The sequence below is a fragment of the Streptomyces viridochromogenes DSM 40736 genome, assembly GCF_000158955.1.
GTDB classification, from domain to species: domain Bacteria; phylum Actinomycetota; class Actinomycetes; order Streptomycetales; family Streptomycetaceae; genus Streptomyces; species Streptomyces venetus.
Genome location: NZ_GG657757.1, coordinates 5,208,539 through 5,225,370, shown reverse-complemented (window position 1 = coordinate 5,225,370; position 16,832 = coordinate 5,208,539). Strand labels below are relative to the sequence as shown.

The following is a 16,832-nucleotide window of genomic DNA, read 5'->3' as shown; positions in this document are numbered from 1 at the left end:
CCCCTCAGTCCCATTCCAGGCCGCCGCGCCGCCATACGTACGCGTACGCGACGAAGACGGTGAGCACGAAGAGCAGCATCTCCACGAGCCCGAAAATCCCCAGGGCGTCGAAGGTGACGGCCCAGGGGTAGAGGAAGACGATCTCGATGTCGAAGACGATGAAGAGCATCGCCGTCAGGTAGTACTTGATGGGGAAGCGCCCGCCGCCGGCCGGCGTGGGGGTCGGCTCGATACCGCACTCGTAGGCCTCGAGCTTGGCCCGGTTGTACCGCTTGGGCCCGATCAACGTGGCCATGACCACGGAGAAGATCGCAAAGCCTGCCCCGAGGGCTCCCAGTACGAGGATGGGCGCATAAGCGTTCACCGCTCCTCGCTCCTCTCAGTCGGCACTGACTGCTGGCGGTTTGCATCGGGCTCACATCCGCCCCACCAGTCCCGCGAACCCCGCCCGCCCCGGCGAAGATCGGGAACATGTGAAGCAGGTCACAAGCCCAACCGCGTGCATCTTATGCCCGACGCTCTGTGATCTGCGACACGGGGTATTGCACAAGCTTTGTGATCTCTACCACCTGACGATCGATCATGAAGTCGGATGAGCGGTGATCTTCACACGCGAAGCGTCCGAGTGATCACCAGAGGTGACATTTTGGCTCGTCGTCGCAGGCCGGAGGGTGCGTCTCAATATCAAGAGAGTTCCCTTGCATGCAAATTGGTGATGGACTCGATCTCTTGATAGAGGCGCGTTCACACATCAGGGGGCGCACAGGGCGGGGTGTGGACACGTGCGCGCGTTCACGATCTTCGCGAGCCCGTGATCCGGTCGTGATCCACGGCGCGCGACGCGACCGGCCCGACGGTCGTTCCGTGACCTCCGTCACACCCATGAGAGGTTCATGAGAACGGGGCTTGGCCAATCAACTCAACCGGTGGTAGGTGCGGGGCAATTCGGGCGTATTGATCAAAGACCGTGATCACAGCCTCGCAACAGAGCGCCCGCAATGTCCGTTACGGCGTCAATAAAGAGCCTCGAACGGGGGTTTTGGGGTCCTGTTTGAACAACTGTGGCGCAGCACACGTTTCTTGAAGATATGAAGGAGCCCCTGGTACCGGTTGTTCCCATGTCCCACACCGCTCACATACGCAGCCACCGGAAACCCCGCCGCAGCGCGACCTCTTCGATCGCCCTGCGTGCCGGCGTTGCCGGTGGCGTTCTCAGCATGGCAGCGGCGGGTGCGTCGGCCTCGGCGAGCGCCGCCGAGCCGGTGACGCAGACCATCGAACTGCCCACCCTGACGGCCGATATGTCCGCTCAGGTCGCCCAGTCCGCGGCCGCCACCCAGCAGGCGGCCGCGAACTACGAACTGCGCGCCGAGCGTGACGCCGCCGCCGCCAAGGCCGCCGCAGAGGCCAAGAAGGACCTCGCCGAGGCGAAGAAGAAGGCGGAGGCCAAGAAGAAGGCCGCCGAGGCCGCCCGCAAGGCCGCCGCCGAGCGCGCCAACCGCAGCTCCGAGCGCGCCACGCTCTCCGCGTCCACGTCCGCGTCCGCCTCCACCTCGGTGTCGGCGCCCTCCAGCGGCAGCGTCGCGACCGTCATCGCGTTCCTCAAGGCCCAGGTGGGCGACGCCTACGTCATGGGCGCCACCGGCCCCAACGCCTGGGACTGCTCCTCCCTCGTGCAGGCCGCGTACAAGCAGGTTGGTGTGGACCTGCCGCGCGTCTCGCAGGACCAGTCGATGTCCGGCACGGACGTCCCGCTGTCCAGCGTCCAGGTCGGCGACATCCTCTACTGGGGCGGCAAGGGCTCCGCGTACCACGTGGGTGTCTACATCGGGAACGGCCAGTACCTGGACGCGGCCAACCCCTCCAAGGGCGTCGTCATCCAGGACCTGTCGGGCTACCCGGCGTCGGGCGCGGTGCGCGTCCTCTGACGTCACGCGTACGGGTTTGAGGGCCGCTGCCCCTGGTGGGCAGCGGCCCTCCCGTCGTGTCCGCCCCCCGTCCTGCCGTCCTCGCGGCCGTCTCCCGGCCTTTCGGGGCCGACGGGTGCCCGGGGACGAGCCGATGCATGGCGTAGTGCCCAGACGGCCTTCTGGCGCCTTCCGGGGACGGCCGGTGTGGCCGGACTCCTCCTGGGACGGCCACCCGGGTTCTGTTGTGATGAGTGCCGGTCACTCACACCGGACACCGAGGAGAGCAGGATGCCCAGCGTCTTCGTGCAAGGACGGCCCGTCGACTCCTACCCCCGGCACGCGCCCGAGGCCCGGCACGGCAAGGTCCGGCGGATCACCGAGGCCGGTGAGGAGGTCCTGCACAAGCCGTGCCGGGACGTCACCGAGTTCGGCCCGGACCTCGCCGCGCTCATCGACGACATGTTCCTGACGATGTACATCGCGGACGGAGCCGGGCTCGCCGCGAACCAGGTCGGGGTCGATCTGCGGCTGTTCGTCTACGACTGCCCGGACGACGACGGGGTGCGGCACGTCGGGCACGTCGTCAACCCGGTCCTGGAACCGCTCGACGCCTCGCACAGGAGGCTTCTCGACGACTCGGAGGGCTGCCTCTCCGTCCCCGGCGCCGTGATGAACGTACCGCGCCCGGACCGGGCCGTCGTCCGCGGGTACGACAGGGACGGCGAACCGCTCGTCATCGAGGGCACCGGCTACTTCGCCCGCTGTCTGGCGCACGAGACCGACCACGTGAACGGTCAGGTGTACCTGGACCGGCTGTCCGGACGGGACCGCAAGGAGGCCCTGCGGCAGATGGCGGACCGGCGGGACGAGGTGCTCGCGCGCCGGGCCGCCACCATCGAGGCGCTCAGCGCCTGAGGGGCCCTGAGCCCGATCAGGCCTTCGGCGCCACCTTGCTCAGGCCGTTGATGATGCGGTCCATCGCGTCGCCGCCGGTCGGGTCGGTGAGGTTCGCGAGGAGCTTCAGCGTGAACTTCATCAGCAGGGGGTGCGTGAGACCGCGCTGCGTGGCGATCTGCATGACCTTGGGGTTGCCGATGAGCTTCACGAAGGCGCGGCCGAGCGTGTAGTAGCCGCCGTAGGTGTCCTTGAGCACGCGCGGGTAGCGCTGGAGGGCCATCTCGCGGCCGGCCGGCGTCGGCCGCGCGTGGGCCTGGACGATGACGTCGGCGGCGATCTGGCCGGACTCCATGGCGTAGGCGATGCCCTCGCCGTTGAAGGGGTTCACCAGGCCGCCGGCGTCGCCGACCAGCAACAGCCCCTTCGTGTAGTGCGGCTGGCGGTTGAAGGCCATGGGCAGGGCGGCGCCGCGGATGGGGCCGGTCATGTGGTCGGGGGTGTAGCCCCAGTCCTCCGGCATCGACGCGCACCAGGCCTTCAGGACCTCGCGCCAGTCCAGTTCCTTGAAGGAGTCGGAGGTGTTGAGCACGCCCAGGCCGACGTTGGAGGTGCCGTCGCCCATGCCGAAGATCCAGCCGTAGCCGGGCAGGAGACGGTCCTCGGGACCGCGGCGGTCCCACAGTTCGAGCCAGGACTCCAGGTAGTCGTCCTCGTGCCGCGGGCTGGTGAAGTACGTCCGCACCGCCACGCCCATCGGGCGGTCCTCGCGGCGGTGCAGGCCCATCGCGAGGGACAGGCGGGTGGAGTTGCCGTCGGCGGCCACGACGAGCGGCGCGTGGAAGGTGACCTCGCGCTTGTCCTCGCCGAGCTTGGCGTGCACGCCGGTGATGCGGCCCGTGCGGTCGTCGACGACCGGCGCGCCCACGTTGCAGCGCTCGTACAGCCGGGCGCCCGCCTTCTGGGCCTGCCGGGCGAGCTGCTCGTCGAAGTCGTCGCGCTTGCGGACGAGGCCGTAGTCGGGGAAGGAGGCGAGATCCGGCCAGTCGAGCTGGAGCCGCACCCCGCCGCCGATGATCCTCAGGCCCTTGTTGCGCAGCCAGCCGGCCTCTTCCGAGATGTCGATGCCCATGGCCACCAGCTGCTTGACGGCACGCGGGGTGAGGCCGTCGCCGCAGACCTTCTCGCGCGGGAACGCGGTCTTCTCCAGGAGGAGGACGTCGAGTCCCGCCTTGGCGAGGTGGTAGGCGGTGGTGGAGCCGGCCGGCCCCGCGCCCACGACGATCACGTCGGCGGTGTTCTCGGAGAGGGGCTCGGTCACGTCGGTCACGGCGGGATCTCCCCAAGGTTCGGAATCTGGTGCCGACCGGCACTGGACATGGGCAGTCTATGCAGCAGCATTCGTCACCGGCTGAAGGGCTGCCTCCGTGAACCGAGCTCTCCCCGCTGTACGGCTCCGTGTCCCCACCCACGAGGACGCGTTCGTCTGGCACCGGATCTTCGACGACCCGGACGTCATGGAGTTCCACGGCGGCAGGTCCGCCGAGCTGTCGGTCTACGAGGAGCTCACCGCCCGCCAGCGCCGGCACGACGCGGAGCTCGGCTTCTGCCTGTGGACCGTGCTCGACGGCTCCGGGCAGGTCATCGGCTTCACCGGGGCCCAGCCCTGGGAGCGGAGCTGGGGCCCGACGGGCGAGATCGAGATCGGCTGGCGGCTCGGCCGGGACCACTGGGGCAAGGGGTACGTCACCGCCGCCGCGCGGCAGACCCTGGAGCGGATGCGGGGTGCCGGAGTACCGGGCGTGGTGGCGATGGTCGACGCCCGCAACACCCGGTCCGTGGCGGTCGCACAGCGCCTGGGCATGCGCCTCGCCGAGACGTTCACGACGCCGGCCTCGGAGCGGACGGGCCACTGCTACCGCCTCGACCTCCGGCGACCGTCCGCTGACGCTGCGTAGTCGACTGTCACAGAAAGACACCTGTTGCTTCCGGCCGGTCCGGAGCCGGAGTTACCCTTCCAGTACCGCTGGGGGTGACATCTGTGCAGATATCCCGCAATACACCCGAAGTGCATGTACCGCGTCTGGTCGGTCTGATGGCCGTGGACGCGCGGGAGACGGCCCGGGCGCAGGGCCTTTTCCTCAACGCACCGGACCGGCCGGACTTCCATCTCGCCGTCGTCGACTACGTCGTGCGCCAGTACCCGCACCCCGGGGCCGCGGTGCCGCGCGACTCGATGGTCTACGTGTGGTTCGACTTCGGCCCCGGCGAGGGCGGCGGGGGCGTGCACGAGCCGCGGATCCCACGACCGCCCCGGGGCGGACTCCAGCGGGAGCTGGACGAGCCGGGCGACCCGTACATGGTCCCCAGCTCCCCGTGAGGGCCCGCGAGGGTCAGCTCTCCTTGAAGCCCCGGTGCAGGGCGACGATCCCGCCGCTCAGGTTGCGCCAGGCCACCCGCGACCAGCCGGCCTTGCCCAGCCGCTCCGCGAGCGCCGGCTGGTCGGGCCAGGCGCGGATGGACTCGGCGAGGTAGACGTAGGCGTCGGGGCTGGAGGACACGGCCCGGGCGACCGGCGGCAGGGCGCGCATCAGGTACTCGGTGTAGACGGTGCGGAAGGGCGCCCAGGTCGGGTGCGAGAACTCGCAGATCACGATCCGTCCGCCGGGCCGGGTCACCCGCTGCATCTCGCGCAGGGCGGCGTCCGTGTCCTGCACGTTGCGCAGCCCGAAGGAGATGGTGACGGCGTCGAAGGTGCCGTCCTTGAAGGGCAGCTTCGTCGCGTCGCCCGCGGTGTAGGGCAGCCATGGCTGCCGCTGCTTGCCGACCTGGAGCATGCCCTGGGAGAAGTCGCAGGGGACGACGTAGGCGCCGGTCTGCGCGAAGGGCAGCGAGGAGGTGCCCGTGCCCGCCGCCAGGTCGAGGACCTTCTGCGCGGGGCGCGCGTCGACCGCCTTGGCGACCTCCTTGCGCCAGCGCCGGTCCTGGCCGAGGGACAGCACGTCGTTGGTCAGGTCGTACCGTTCCGCCACGTCGTCGAACATCGAGGCGACTTCGTGCGGCTGCTTGTCCAGGGATGCGCGGGTCACGGGCCCATTCTTGCAGCACGTCCTCAGGGCAGGAGCCTCGGCTTCCTCCGTGCCGCCACGCCGTCCCCGAGGAGTGCGGCGCCCGGAACAGGGTGGTCGTGATGCCGGCCGCGCCCGCCCCGGCGCGAGCTGCGTCTGCTCCTCCTCGCGCCGGACGCGGGCGTCGCTCCGGTACGACAGGTCGACGTGCGTGAAGGTGTGGACGCCCACCTCCTGGCCCTGCTCGACCTTGTCCCGCACGATGCCCGGGTACCGCGACACCATCGAGCCGACCAGAAAGAACGTGGCGGGCACGTCGCACTTCTCGAGGATCGCCAGGACCTGGGGCATCCAGGTCGGGTCGGGACCGTCGTCGAAGGTGAGCGCGATGGTCTTGTCCGGGACGGAGACGGTGGTGGCCTGTCCGTCGCGGAAGGTGAGGATCGGCCCGCCGTCCAGGACATCGTCGGGTACGTCGCTGGAGCTCGCCCCGGTGCGCACCCGCTGGTCGCCGCCGACCTCGGCGCGCAGATAGCCGTCGAGCAGCATCACGCAGACCGGCGCGAGCAGGAGCAGCGGTGCGACCGGCGGTACCGTCTCCGGCGGCCTGGGGCGGGGCGGACGGGGCGCCGCTCGGCGGGGCGCCACCCGGGACGCCGGGACCCTCGCCCTGCGGCCGGCCGCCCCCGGGCCCCGCGCCCGCGAACGGAAGCAACTGCGAAGGCGTCAGCGACGCCCCCCCCCCCCCCCCCCCGTGAAGGCCGCGCCGAGCACGGCCGCGTAACCGACGCAGACGGCCCCCAGGAAGAGGCCGCACCGGCGCAGCCGCCTGGCGCGGCGTCCGGAGTTGTCAACGAACACGGGCCCTTCGGCGGATCCGTTGCCGCGTTTGCGGCGGCGACCGCGCGTGGAGCGGCTTTCGATGGCAGGAGCGGAATGCAATCTCCGGACATTAGGATGCCTTTATGTGCTCTAAACTCGGATTTTCATGTGAGAGACCCATGAGAAACGAGTCAACCTGTCCTTTCTCTGAGGGTTCTCGCGAACGCCCGCACAACGCGCCGTGATCGCCCAGCATCGTGAGACGTTTGCTGCCGGGAAACGTACTAGGGGTTTACACCCTGATGGCCTGGGCCCTTGTGACCTCACGAGAACGGGAGCGTGCTTCATGCGGAGTTACCGGAAGCCGGCGGCGGTCGGACTGGGCTGCCTGATCGCCCTGGCCACCACCGCGTGCTCCGAGCAGGGCGAGGCGGCGCGCCCGGCCCCCTCGATGTCGGCCGCGCCCGGCAGCTCGTCAGCCGCTGCGCCCGGCAGTTCCTCCCCCGCCGCGGCCGGCACGTCGTACGCCCCGTACGTCAGCGCCACGGAGGCCGCCGGCACCGACTCCGCCGGCTCCCCCACCACGTACAACCTGGCCTTCGTCATAGCCGACGGCGGCGACTGCACCCCGCGTTGGAACGGCACGCACGCCATCGGCGACTCGGCGGTGAAGTCCCGTGTCGCCGCGCTCAAGGAGGACGGCGATCAGGTCCGGGTCTCCTTCGGCGGCGCCTCCGGCGAGGAACTCGCGGCGGCCTGCGACAGCGCGCCGGACCTGGCGGCGGCCTACGGCGAGGCCCTCGACGCGGCCGGTGCCACCCGGGCGGACTTCGACGTGGAGGGCGACGACCTCGCCGACTCCGCCTCCATGGAGCTGCGTTCGGAGGCGATCGCGCTGCTCCAGAAGGAACGCACGGACCTGGAGGTCTCCTTCACGCTCCCGGTCATGCCCTCCGGCCTGGACAAGAACAGCCTGGCGCTGCTCGGCTCCGCCAACAACAACGGCGTCGAGGTCGGCACGGTCAACCTGATGACGATGAACTACGGCGAGTCGTACGACGGCGACATGGGCGGCTACGCCCTCACCGCGGCCAAGGCGGCGCACACGCAGCTGAAGAAGGTCTTCGGCACGTCGGACGCGCAGGCCTGGCGGGGCATGGCGCTCACCTCGATGATCGGCGTCAACGACGTCGCCGGCGAGACCTTCACGCTGGCCGACGCGGCCGAGGTCCGTGCCTTCGCCGAGGAGAAGGGCGTCGGGTGGGTGTCGATGTGGTCGACGGCACGGGACCGGCAGTGCGCGAAGGGCACCGCGACCGACCGGGCGGCGACCGACTGCAGTGGGGTGAAGCAGAGTTCGGGGGCGTTCGGGGAGGAGTTCGCGGGCTGACCCGCTACCCCCTACCCGCTACCCGCCACCCGCCACCCGCTACCGGAGAACGCCCGCTCAGCGGCGCCGGTGCACGAGCCGCCCCGCGCACACCGTCGCGACGCACTCCCCCGCCTCGTCGTACACGGCGAGGTCGGCGCGGCCGGTCGGGACGATCGCGGTGTTGCGCGCACGCGGCAGGACGACGACGTCGTTGCGCTCGGCGGCGGACCGGAGTTCGGCCGAGTCGACGTACTCCTCCAGGACCGCCACCGCGCCGAGCTTCAGCACCGCGTGGACGCGTTCGCGCGGGCTCGGGGCGTCCGGGAGCGGACCCTCGTGGACGCGGGCGGGGCCGAGGGTGCCGGGCCAGCGGCGCACCCGTGCCTTCGGGAACGCCTCGCGCACGTCGTCGAGTTTCCCGACGGCACCGATCCGGTCCCGTCCGACGACCACGGCACCGCCCTTGACGGGATCGGAGTCCCAGGTGATGCGGACCGCGTCGGCCGTGTGAATGGTCTCCAACTCTTCTGCGCTGCCGATCGGTTGAGGTGGATCAGTGGTGCGACTCGGTCGGTGCGGCTCAGTTGGGGGCGAGCAGCTTCAGCTCGGGGTGAGCCGTGCCGCCCTCGATGGCCGTGGACGAGAAGTGCGACACCACGCGGTCGTCGACGGGGTCGTTCGCCGGGTCGTCGTGGACGACGAGGTGCTCGTAGGTGGTCGACCGCTGCGCGGGCACCCGCCCGGCCTTCCGGATCAGGTCGATGATCTCCATCCGGTTGGACCGGTGCTTGGCGCCGGCGGAGGAGACGACGTTCTCCTCCAGCATGATCGAGCCGAGGTCGTCGGCGCCGTAGTGCAGGGAGAGCTGCCCGATCTCCTTGCCCGTGGTGAGCCACGAGCCCTGGATGTGGGCGATGTTGTCCATGAACAGGCGGGCGATCGCGATCATCCGCAGGTATTCGAAGAGGGTCGCCTGCGTCCGGCCCTTCAGGTGGTTGTTCTCGGGCTGGTAGGTGTACGGGATGAAGGCACGGAAGCCGCCCGTGCGGTCCTGGACGTCCCGGATCATCCGCAGGTGCTCGATGCGCTCGGCGTTGGTCTCGCCGGTGCCCATGAGCATGGTCGACGTGGACTCCACGCCCAGGCCGTGCGCGATCTCCATGATCTCCAGCCAGCGCTCGCCGGACTCCTTCAGCGGGGCGATGGCCTTGCGGGGCCGCTCCGGCAGCAGCTCGGCACCGGCACCGGCGAAGGAGTCGAGCCCGGCGGCGTGGATGCGCCGGATGGCCTCCTCGACCGACACCTTGGAGATCCGGGCCATGTGCTCGACCTCGGACGCCCCCAGGCTGTGGATGACCAGCTGCGGGAAGGCCTGCTTGATGGCGGAGAAGTGCTTCTCGTAGTACTCGACGCCGTAGTCCGGGTGGTGCCCGCCCTGGAACATGATCTGCGTGCCGCCCAGCTCGACCGTCTCGGCGCACCGGCGCAGGATGTCGTCCAGGTCGCGGGTCCAGCCCTTGTCGGTGTCCTTGGGGGCGGCGTAGAAGGCGCAGAAGCGGCACGCCGTGACGCAGACGTTCGTGTAGTTGATGTTGCGCTCGATGATGTACGTCGCGATGTGCTCGGTGCCCGCGTACCTGCGGCGGCGTACGGCGTCGGCGGCGGCGCCCAGCGCGTGCAACGGGGCGTCCCGGTACAGCGTGAGTGCCTCGTCGGGGGTGATCCGCCCACCGGCGGCTGCACGGTCGAGGATGGGCTGAAGGTCGGCCTTCTCGGTCACCGGGCGTCCCTTTCGTAAGGGTTGTGGACGGACCAGCCCAGCGTACGCCAGGAGATCGGAGCCCCGGACGTCAGGCCGTGCGGGCGGGGTCGGAGGCGCCCGGGTACGGGGGCTGCGGGTACGGCGGGTACGGCGGGTACGGGTACGGGGCATGGGGGTGCGCGGGATGCGGGGGCGTCACCGGGGGTGAGAGACGCTGTGGTGTGCGGCGGCGGGCGAGCCACAGCACGATCGCCGCGTAGAGCAGGTCCGTGGCCATGGCCGCGAGGGCCAGCTGCCAGGGCGCGTCGGCCGCCGTCTCGTCGGAGGACAGACCGTCGACGACCGCCGCGGAGGCACCGAAGGCCAGCAGGTTGTTCATCACATGCAGGGCTATGGCCGCTTCCAGCCCGCCCGTGCGGATCGTCAGCAGCCCCGACACGACCCCGGACACCATCAGGCCGATGAAGCCCCACCGGGTGCCCCACCCGTGGGCGGCGGCGAACAGCACGGCCTGCGGGAGCACGGCGAACCAGGGAGAGCGCACGAAGGCACCGACCGCCTGGGTCAGCCAGCCCCGGAAGACGTACTCCTCGGCCGCGGCCTGGAGCGGGACGAGGAGCGCCAGCACGGCCAGGGAGACGAGGAACGAACGCCATCCCACCCACACGTCGGACTCACCGCTGCCCGGCAGGAAGAAGGCCGTCACCGTCAGCAGGAGGATGGGAGGCGTGGCGGCCAGCAGACACCACCCCAGCCAGCCGATCCGCAACCGCCCGGTGACCGACGACACGGTGCCGACCGGCCGCCGCCCCGGCCACCACACGACCAGCAGCACCAGCGGCAGGGCCAGGGCGATGGACACCAGGTCCATGGCCGTACTGCCGAGAGGCCCCACATCGACGCCGTCGGACGTCTCCGGCAGCCCGGCCACCATCCCGAGAACCTCGGAACCGGCCAACAGCACGACCAGCAGCACGAGATAGGCGCCGAAGAACAGCAGCCCCCCGACCAGGGGCCGCCACCAGCGGTGACGGCCGGTGGTGCGGTCCAGGCGGTGGTAGGGGACGCCGGTGGGGTCGGGCTGCGGGAACGCGGTTGACATGATCAGCATCATGACAACCGGGGCAGACCTCCGACGTCCGCCCTCAGCATGAGTACGGATTCAGCCCCGGGGGTGATCCCCTGTCCTGAACCGGAGTGGCAACCAGGCCGGTGTCAGGCCGTGTACGCGCCCACGAGCAGTCCCAGGAACGCCCCCGCGATCAGGAACGGGCCGAATGCGATCGCCGTCTTGCGTGAGGCTCGCCGTGCGACGACCAGCGCGCCGCCGTACAGCGCGCCCAGCAGGAAACCGGCGAAGGTGCCGAGCATCACCGTCGGCCAGCCGTACCAGCCCAGCACCGCTCCCGTGCCCAGGGCGAGTTTGACGTCGCCGAAGCCCATCCCCGCGGGGTTGATGAGGAACAGGACGAAGTAGCCGCCGCCCAGGGCGAGGGAGCCGAGCAGCGCGGTCGTCCAGTGCCCCGCGTGTTCGGGCACGAGTGCGGTGAGGCCGAGCAGGGCGAGCGCGGCCCCGGCGAACGGCAGGGTGAGCGGGTCGGGCAGCCGCCGGACACGGAAGTCGACGACCGTGAGCAGGACCCCGACGGGCGCGAGCAGCAGCCAGACGCCGAGCTCGGGCCGGGTGCCGGTGGCGGCGGCGAGGGCGGCGCAGAGGAGGCCCGTGGCGATCACCAGCGGTGCCGTACGCGGCCCGTGTCCGCCCCCGTCGCACCCGGGACACGCGGCACGTCCCAGCCAGCCCTTGAGGGCGTGGCCGTCGGGGCAGGCCCGGTGCCACGGCTCCCCCGCGGGGGCCGAGAACCGGTAGGCCGCGCGGGGCAGGTACGCGCCCGCCGCCGCACCCCAGAGCGCGGCGGCGAGGACGAGCAGCGAGGTGTTCATCCCACCGCGGCGATCGCGTCGCGCCACGTCGGCAGCAGTTCGTCGAGCAGTGCCTCGGTGCGCGGCGGCAGACCACGGGCCCCGCTGCGGCCGATGAGGTCGGTGGCGAGCCCGGTCAGCCGGTCCGGGTCACCGGTGGCGTGGGTGGCGCGCAGCAGCTCGTGCCACAGCCGCTCGTCGGACGGGGCCGTGCGCAGGGCCGCGTTGAGGGCCTCGATGGCCTTCTCCGCCCGGTCCTTCTCCATGTGGAACTCGCACAGCGCGAGCCCGGTGTCCGCGACGAGCAGCGGCAGCTGGGCGTCGACGATCTCGTGGCCGAGCCACCGGTAGCGTCCCTCGGGCCGGTCGGCGAGCAGCGGCCCACGCACCAGCACGAGCGCGTCGGTGAGCAACCGACCGCGCACGGCCCGGCTGCCGGCCCCGCTGCCCTGCGTGGCCTCGTGGTAGAGGGAGCGCAGCACGTCCAGGTCGGAGACGACGGACTTGGCGAGGGTGAGCCGCCCGGTGCCGTCCCTGCCGAGGCGGGGCGTGCCGTCGGGGTCGGCGCCGAGCCAGTCGCGCAGCCGGTCCAGGAGCGCGTCCCGTACGTCGTCGGTGACGCCGCGCGGCCACAGCGCGGAGGACAGCACGCGCGGGTGCACACCCTCGCGGTGCAGGAGCAGCAGGGCGAGCGCCTCGTGGAGCAGCGCGCTGCGCTCCCCGTCCGGGGTGTCGAGACCGATGATCTCGTACGGCCCGACGAGCCGGGCGTAGACGGCCGGCCGGCCCTGCTCGCTGATGTCGACGAGGAACGGCGGGGTCGTCGCGGGCCCGTCGGCCTCGCGCTCGGGGTCGGCCTCGACGAACAGCTCGACCACGGCACGCTGTTGGGCGGCGGGCAGCAACTGGGCGTCGAGCTCCAGCCCGAGGAGCGGCGCGAGCAGCTTGCCCTGGCCGGTGATCTCCATCTCCCAGGCGGCGCCCGGCAGGTCGCCGGTCTCGGTGCCGACGAGGTAGCCGATGCCGAGCCGGCCGGCGTCGGCGGCGAGTTCGGCGAGCTTGACGGCGTCCTCGGCGGACGGCTGCGCGGCGAGCAGGACGAGGTGCGGGGCCCAGCGGGTGTGCTGGGCGGGCCCGGTACGGCCGGTGAGGACGGAGTCGTGCCCGGCGGCACCGAGCGCGCCCCGCCGCTGCCGCGTCTCGGCCTCCATGGTCTCGACGAGCGCCTCGATGTCCTCGAGGTGCCGGATCCGGTTCGGCGCGAGCGGGGTGAGGTCCTGCCCGAAGCCGACGAGCGTGATGGTCATGCGGTCGGACCAGCCGTTGGTCGCCAACTCGGCAGCGACGGACGCGAAGACGGCGGCCCCGGTCGGCCTCCCGGCCGGAGAGCGAGACGATGCCGGGCACCGCCTCCAGGTTGAGCAGCAGCCGCGAGTCGTCCATGGTGCCGAGGCTGACGAGCCCCGGGTAGGGCGCGGCCGTGTCGACGTCGTCCTCGTAGCGCTCGGCGTCCGCCCGGGCCAGCATCCAGAAGGTCTGGTCCTGCCCCTGCTGCCAGGGGGCGGGCGGCTTCCCGGCGGGCTGGGCGAGCTGGAGGTGCAGGTCGCCGTTGCTCAGCCAGGCGGCGTACACGACCGGCAGGGCCCGCGACTCCTCGGCGAGGGAGGCGGCGAGACCGCGCAGGCTCCGGTCGAGCAGCCGCACGCCCTCGGGGTCGGCGCCGACGAGCAGCGCGTCCTGGACGTCCTGGGCGTCCCCGGTCGGCGTGGGCGGTTCCATGCCGCGCCGTCCGCCGACCGACCCGAACGCCGACTGCCACAGCGCCTGCCGGCGCCGGCGCCCCAGGGCACCGAGGAGACCGGCGGCGAGCAGGGGGGCGGCGAGGAGGGCTTCGGGGAGGCCGAAGGAGCTGTCCGACTCGGCGTCGACGCCGGTGGCCTGTTGGTGACCGGAGTCGGGGGCGGGCCGCTGCTGGTCCGGGAGGGACACCTGGGAGGCACCGCCACCGGCGTGCTCGTGTCCGCCGCCCTGGGCACCGCCTCCCCCTTGGGCGTGATCTCCCGTCTGGGCGTAGTCGGAGATCTGCTGCTGCACGTCCGGCGAGACGTTGGGCGCCTCGTCGGGCATCTCGACGAGCTCGCCACCGCGGGCGTCGCCCGGCATCTCCATGATCCACCCGGGCCGGATGAGGCTGGCCTCGGAGAGCTTGGACCCGTCCGGCTGGACGCGGTCCTTGTTGAGCTCGAAGATCTCCTTGTAGCGACGCCCGTCACCGAGGTGCCGATCCGCTATCTCCCAGAGGGAGTCGTGGTGACGCCCCTCGGGCGGCTGGATCCGGTAGTACTTCGTGTCGCCCTGCTTGGCGGTGCTGCCGCCGGCGTCGGCGTGGGCGGCGGCGTGCGAGGCCTGCTCGGCGAGGGCGGACGCGGCACCGGCGGCCTGCTCCTGCTGCTGGGCGAAGAGACCCGGCGTCTGCTGGGCCGCCGCGACGGTGGGCTTCTGGTTGGCGTCGTAGCCGCTCTGCCCGAGCTGCGACAGCCCGGGCGTGAAGCTGGCGGCGGTGGCCCCGACGAGCAGCAGTGCCGCGACGAGCTGCCGGGCGAGCAGCTGACTGGGCCCGGCCCCCGGGACCCGCCCCGGCACACCGACACCGGACAGCGCGGCCTTCATCTCCACGAGTACGCAGGCGGTGAACTGGGCCCACGCGAGCCACACGACGACGGTGAGGATGTTCAGGAACGTGTGGACGGTGATCTCTTGCTGCAGCCAGTCGAGGCTGGGCACACCGTTCGGCAGCGGCCACCCGATCTGCGTGGCCAGCGCGCCCGGCACGCCGACGAGCAGCACGGCCAGCGCGACGAACGCGAAGAAGGCCTTGACGAAGTCCCCGAACGACCGCCGTCGCATCCGCACCGGCTGCGGCGTCCGATTCCTCGGAGCCGTCGCTCCCGGCGTACTTCCCGTTCCCGTCGTACTTCCCGTCGAGCTTGACGAGCTTGAGGTGCGGCGTCGTGGCATGGCGGGTGTCCTGGGGTCGTGTGTGGAGTGCCGTGAGGCGGGCTGTGACCGGAGAGGTGTGCTGAGCCTACAGAGATCTTATGGACTCTTAGCGAGGTCGTCGAAGGCCGGACGCAAGTGACCCCGGTGACGTCCGTTTTGCCCCCGTAGCCACGCGCACCCACTCGCGCGGCCGCCCGCCAGGGTCACTCCCTTCGCGAGCGCTACGCACACTCCTCACGCCCCCCACACAATCCACCACGTTCACTCGAGGGGCCAACACCCGCCCCTGATAGCTTCGTTCCCTGTTGCACACGCCGAACTTCGGGGGAGACGCCGTGGCCCGCCGCGCCCTGACCACCACAGCCGCCGCGTTCGCAGCGACGGCGGCCCTTCTGCTCACCGCGTGTGGCGGGGGCGGCGACGAAAAGTCGCAGGACGACATCAAGGGAGCGGGCGGGGGACCGAAGAGCCCCGCCGCGTCCGCCTCCGGCCCCGCCGCGGCCGACCGCCCGGACGTCAGCGTCCCGAAGGACCTCAAGCTGGTCTTCGACTTCGACAAGCCCTCCGACGTCAAGCAGGCGGCGGCCCTCGCCGACGCCGAGAACTACATCCGCGCCCTGAAGCACGGCATCGCCGAGCAGGATCCGGAGGATCCGGCGTACCGGTTCTATTCCGGCGCGCAGGCCTCGCAGTACGCCAAGTCGCAGATCGAGTCCTGGGTCAAGGGCGGATGGACCGTCACCGGGACGGACAAGTACTACGACGAAGACGTCACCCCGCTGAAGAACGGCAAGAGCATCGTCGTCTCCTTCTGCAGGAACCAGGCCGAGTTCTACGGCAGGGAGATCAAGTCCAAGAAGGTCCTCCACACCAAGGAGAGCCTGGACAGTTACCAGTCGTGGAAGCTGCTCATGATCCCGCCGTCCGGCCCCTCGCAGGTCTGGAAGACCGGAAACGTCGAGGTCTTCGGGAAGGCGAAGCAGTGCCGATGACGACACTCGCACTGCGGGCAGCGGGCTGGGGCGCCGCCTTGGGTGCGGCCACGGTGCTCTGTACCGGCGGCCTCGCTCATGCCGACGGGCCGGCGCAGGACACCACCTCTCCCTCCGCTCCCCCTCCTTCGGGCAACGCGAACGACCGGGAAGTGTCCGCCGCCGTCTCCAGGATCAAGGTCACCCAGGAGAGCGGCCCCACCGGCGGCAAGCAGGGCACCCTCTCGTCGACGGACGTGAACTGGGAGCCCCCGCCCTGCTGGTACGAGCCCGTCATGACACCGGAGCAGCTCAAGAAGTTCTCGGAGACGGGTGACGCCCTGGGGCATGTCAGCCCCCACGCCTCCTGGGGCGGCAAGAAGCTGTGGACGGACCACTACCGGGACGGCAAGGACGCCTACAACTACGAGGACGAATCCATGGTCACCCGCAAGGGTTACAAGGATTACAACCTCGGCAAGGACGGCTACTTCTGGCGCGGCGTGGCCCGCGACCAGGACTCGTACGACTGCGAACGCGTCATGTTCTGGCAGGACGCCGGCGAGATCCCCGACGTGCCGAACGCCCCCACCGCCGAGACCCTCGCCGACTACGCCTACAACAAGGTCAAGGTCCCGGACACGAAGGTCGAGCTCAAGCCGGAGGCCAAGTCGACGGTCAACCTGCCCACATGGGTGTGGCTGGACAAGGGCACCTTCAAGGACGTCAAGGTCCGCGCCGAACTCCCGAACACGAACCTGTGGGCGGAGACCACCGCCAAACCCGTCGCCCTCCACCTGCAACCCGGCACCGAGGACGCCGAGGTCTTCCCCGCCTCCGGCGACTGCGAGATCAACGACGACGGCTCGATCGGCACCCCGTACACCAAGGGCAGCGCCAACGAGACCCCGCCCTGCGGCATCCGCTACCTCCGCGCGACCGACGGCACCCCGTACCACCTCTCCGCCAGCATCACCTGGCAGATCACCTGGGAAGGCTCCGGCGGCACCGGCGGCGACCTCCCCGACGGCACCTTCGAAACGACGCAGGACATGAACGTCCAGGAGATCCAGTCGATCAACCGCTGAGGCACCCCCGACGATGGAACTG

At 70.9% G+C, this 16,832-nt stretch carries 14 protein-coding genes and 2 pseudogenes; 7 read left to right on the top strand and 9 right to left on the bottom strand.

All coding sequences use genetic code 11. The annotated features are described in order from the left end of the window. Nucleotides 1-4: 4 nt before the first annotated feature. Nucleotides 5-364 (bottom strand): NADH-quinone oxidoreductase subunit A, encoded by a 360-nt coding sequence (locus SSQG_RS23015; RefSeq protein ID WP_003992243.1) that lies wholly within the window; start codon nt 362-364, stop codon nt 5-7. 724 nt (nt 365-1,088) lie between these two features. Here SSQG_RS23015 and SSQG_RS23010 point away from each other — a divergent pair. Further along, the gene (locus SSQG_RS23010; RefSeq protein ID WP_003992242.1) at nt 1,089-1,928 is read left to right on the top strand and encodes a C40 family peptidase; all 840 of its coding nucleotides are present in this window, start codon (nt 1,089-1,091) and stop codon (nt 1,926-1,928) included. 270 nt (nt 1,929-2,198) lie between these two features. Next, complete coding sequence (def, locus tag SSQG_RS23005) at nt 2,199-2,825, top strand: peptide deformylase (protein ID WP_003992241.1); 627 nt, start codon at nt 2,199-2,201, stop codon at nt 2,823-2,825. A gap of 16 nt (nt 2,826-2,841) precedes the next feature. On the opposite strand, the gene SSQG_RS23000 is transcribed toward def, so the two are convergent. Beyond that, nucleotides 2,842-4,134 (bottom strand): geranylgeranyl reductase family protein, encoded by a 1,293-nt coding sequence (locus SSQG_RS23000; RefSeq protein WP_003992240.1) that lies wholly within the window; start codon nt 4,132-4,134, stop codon nt 2,842-2,844. A gap of 97 nt (nt 4,135-4,231) precedes the next feature. Between SSQG_RS23000 and SSQG_RS22995 the strand changes: the two genes are divergently transcribed. Continuing rightward, the gene (locus SSQG_RS22995; RefSeq protein WP_003992239.1) at nt 4,232-4,762 is read left to right on the top strand and encodes a GNAT family N-acetyltransferase; all 531 of its coding nucleotides are present in this window, start codon (nt 4,232-4,234) and stop codon (nt 4,760-4,762) included. A 110-nt stretch (nt 4,763-4,872) separates the two neighbouring features. After that, nucleotides 4,873-5,184 carry a PASTA domain-containing protein gene (locus tag SSQG_RS22990; RefSeq protein ID WP_078506901.1) on the top strand — a complete coding sequence of 104 codons (312 nt, stop codon included), beginning with the start codon at nt 4,873-4,875 and terminating at the stop codon, nt 5,182-5,184. 13 nt (nt 5,185-5,197) lie between these two features. On the opposite strand, the gene SSQG_RS42965 is transcribed toward SSQG_RS22990, so the two are convergent. Both SSQG_RS42965 and SSQG_RS42960 read right to left on the bottom strand, forming a co-directional pair. Then, complete coding sequence (locus SSQG_RS42965; RefSeq protein WP_003992237.1) at nt 5,198-5,893, bottom strand: demethylmenaquinone methyltransferase; 696 nt, start codon at nt 5,891-5,893, stop codon at nt 5,198-5,200. Nucleotides 5,894-6,079: 186 nt separating this feature from the next. Then, a pseudogene (locus SSQG_RS42960) lies at nt 6,080-6,223 on the bottom strand (polysaccharide deacetylase family protein); the annotation flags it as partial. 817 nt (nt 6,224-7,040) lie between these two features. Between SSQG_RS42960 and SSQG_RS22980 the strand changes: the two are divergent. Continuing rightward, complete coding sequence (locus SSQG_RS22980; protein WP_003992236.1) at nt 7,041-8,084, top strand: chitinase; 1,044 nt, start codon at nt 7,041-7,043, stop codon at nt 8,082-8,084. Nucleotides 8,085-8,141: 57 nt separating this feature from the next. Here SSQG_RS22980 and SSQG_RS22975 read toward each other — a convergent pair whose 3' ends face one another. From SSQG_RS22975 to SSQG_RS22955, 5 genes and pseudogenes are all read right to left on the bottom strand, one after another. Then, on the bottom strand, nt 8,142-8,588 hold the full coding sequence (locus tag SSQG_RS22975; RefSeq protein ID WP_003992235.1) for a hypothetical protein: 447 nt from the start codon (nt 8,586-8,588) through the stop codon (nt 8,142-8,144). A 58-nt stretch (nt 8,589-8,646) separates the two neighbouring features. After that, a complete protein-coding gene (mqnC, locus tag SSQG_RS22970; RefSeq protein WP_003992234.1) occupies nt 8,647-9,846 on the bottom strand; it encodes a cyclic dehypoxanthinyl futalosine synthase in 1,200 nt (399 codons plus the stop codon). Between the two features lie 70 nt (nt 9,847-9,916). Beyond that, nucleotides 9,917-10,930: a CPBP family intramembrane glutamic endopeptidase gene (locus SSQG_RS22965; protein ID WP_167545795.1), complete on the bottom strand. Its 1,014-nt coding sequence runs from the start codon at nt 10,928-10,930 to the stop codon at nt 9,917-9,919. 113 nt (nt 10,931-11,043) lie between these two features. Continuing rightward, a complete protein-coding gene (locus SSQG_RS22960; protein WP_039933451.1) occupies nt 11,044-11,772 on the bottom strand; it encodes a prepilin peptidase in 729 nt (242 codons plus the stop codon). Further along, nucleotides 11,769-14,769, bottom strand: a pseudogene (locus SSQG_RS22955) (BTAD domain-containing putative transcriptional regulator). Before SSQG_RS22955 ends, SSQG_RS22960 begins: the two are co-directional and overlap by 4 nt. Before the next feature lie 317 nt (nt 14,770-15,086). Here SSQG_RS22955 and SSQG_RS22950 point away from each other — a divergent pair. Beyond that, nucleotides 15,087-15,743 carry a hypothetical protein gene (locus SSQG_RS22950; protein ID WP_039933450.1) on the top strand — a complete coding sequence of 219 codons (657 nt, stop codon included), beginning with the start codon at nt 15,087-15,089 and terminating at the stop codon, nt 15,741-15,743. Then, nucleotides 15,740-16,810 carry a hypothetical protein gene (locus tag SSQG_RS22945; protein ID WP_003992229.1) on the top strand — a complete coding sequence of 357 codons (1,071 nt, stop codon included), beginning with the start codon at nt 15,740-15,742 and terminating at the stop codon, nt 16,808-16,810. The genes SSQG_RS22950 and SSQG_RS22945 overlap by 4 nt, the downstream gene beginning before the upstream one ends. Nucleotides 16,811-16,832 lie beyond the last annotated feature (22 nt).